We start from the raw sequence: 1,962 nt of genomic DNA on the forward strand, positions 1-1,962 counted from the left end.
ATTTCAAGTATGGCGACAAGTTGATGTTAACTGCATTTGGTGCTGGTTTTTCATGGGGCGCTACTTATTTGAAATGGGGTAACCTAAGAAATAAACAATCAATTTAATGACATTAGAAGATAAAATTACGGCTTCGGAGACTAGAATTTTCAAAGCCGTTTTTCCAAATACAACCAATCATTACGATACATTATTTGGTGGTACTGCTATGCATATGATGGATGAGGTAGCTTTTATTACTGCTACCCGTTTTAGCAGACAAATTATGGTAACAGTAAGTAGTGACAGGATAGATTTTAAGAAACCAATTCCTGCAGGCACAATTGTGGAACTGGTGGGCAGGGTAAGTCATATCGGGAATACGAGCCTTAAAGTTAGTGTTGAGATTTTTATTGAACAGATGTATTCTGAACATAGAGAAAGAGCAGTAACCGGGGAGTTTTCGTTTGTAGCTATCGACGAGAATAAAAAACCAACGTCAATATTAAAGTAGGTAAATGAATCGTCATTTATGATGCTTACATTTGTCGCGTAATGCTATTAAAACCCATAACCATATTACTTTTGTTTAGTTTGCTTAGTGCAAATTGTTCGAATCTATTTGTGTTTATGGGTTTTGAAGTAAATCAGAAATATATTGCTGCTGAACTCTGTGAAAATAGAGACAAACCTCAAATGCATTGTAATGGTAAGTGCTATTTAATGAAAAAATTAAAACAGGCACAAGACAAAGAGCAAAAGCAAGAGAGACAATCGCAGAAAACACAAATCCAAGACGCGTTAATTGTAAAGCCTCTGGTTTTTAAGCAGTATTCATTAGCGGAAATCAAATTCCATATTCCTTTTTCTACTGGGATACCGCAAAGTATTAAAAATTCTATATTTCATCCGCCACAAGGAAAGGGTTAAATCAACCATTCTCTTCAAAGACCGGAATAAATGCGCTGAAGGAGTGCAATGATTCCGAGGTCTTTTCTGAGAAGGTAAATTTATAGACAAATAGTTCAGGTATGYGTGCTATTGGGAGGTCTTTAGGGTAGTTATGAATTTTAATATTTAAAAATGAAGAAAATAATTTTTGTCGCTTTTATAGCGCTAATAGCTGCTGCATGTACGCAGCAAAAGGACGGTAAAACAGATTACAAAGCTGTTCGTGATGAAGTAATGAAGTTCCATGATGTGGTAATGGGCGATCACAGTGCACTTGTGAATAACCAGATGAAACTGGATACTTTGTTGAAGAACCTTAGTGGGTTAAAAATTAAGTTTCCTGATGTTGATACGGTAAAGGAAAAACAAGCCATGTTGGCTATGGTAAATGATTTAAGTAAAGCTGAAGATCAGATGAATGATTGGATGCACAAATTTGAGCCTGATGTAACTGGCAAATCAAATGAAGCAGCAGTTAAGTATTTTAAAGATGAGCGGAAGAAAATTGAGATTATTGACAGCTTGTATAAGCAGGAAATTAAATTGTCTGATGATTACCTGAGTAAATTTAAGAAGTAATGAAGAGTTTGCTTTTTGGGGCCTTAATGATAGTCCTTTTTGTTTCAGGCTGTAAGACTGAAACGAAGCGATTACCTTTTTTACAAATGGAAATTTCTGAAAAGGTGGTTGATGGAAAAACAATTGCTGATACAGCGTTTCGAACTATACCATCATTCAAGTTATTGAATCAGGATAGTGTTGTTGTAACTCAAAAGGATTTTGATGGAACAATTTATGTTGCCGATTTCTTTTTCACCTCTTGCCCTACAATCTGTCCAATTATGCATCGTAATTTGCTTAAGATTTACAAGAAATATGAAGCAAATCCAGAAGTAAAACTTGCTTCTCATACTATCGATGTAAAGTATGATACTCCTTCCAGGATGAAAGCATATGCTGATAAGCTCGGAGTTAAGGGAACACAGTGGGAATATTTATGGGGATCGAGAGACGAAATCTATACCCTTGCTG

5 protein-coding genes are annotated in these 1,962 nt (G+C 35.6%); all 5 read left to right on the top strand.

Annotation, left to right across the window (positions count from 1 at the left end; translation table 11 throughout):
* On the top strand, positions 1–107 hold a 107-nt coding region (locus tag AC1DDX_RS26925), incomplete at its 5' end, for a 3-oxoacyl-[acyl-carrier-protein] synthase III C-terminal domain-containing protein (RefSeq protein WP_477622983.1).
* A complete protein-coding gene (locus tag AC1DDX_RS26930) occupies positions 107–493 on the top strand; it encodes an acyl-CoA thioesterase (RefSeq protein WP_172660373.1) in 387 nt (128 codons plus the stop codon). The genes AC1DDX_RS26925 and AC1DDX_RS26930, both read left to right, overlap by 1 nt.
* A 116-nt stretch (positions 494–609) precedes the next feature.
* Complete coding sequence (locus tag AC1DDX_RS26935; protein WP_288882812.1) at positions 610–909, top strand: hypothetical protein; 300 nt, start codon at positions 610–612, stop codon at positions 907–909.
* 153 nt (positions 910–1,062) lie between these two features.
* Complete coding sequence (locus tag AC1DDX_RS26940) at positions 1,063–1,509, top strand: hypothetical protein (protein ID WP_172660371.1); 447 nt, start codon at positions 1,063–1,065, stop codon at positions 1,507–1,509.
* 86 nt (positions 1,510–1,595) lie between these two features.
* A partial coding sequence (locus AC1DDX_RS26945; protein WP_477622982.1) for an SCO family protein occupies positions 1,596–1,962 on the top strand: 367 nt, incomplete at its 3' end.

The sequence above is a fragment of the Pedobacter sp. 10L46_2 genome (genome assembly GCF_056395165.1).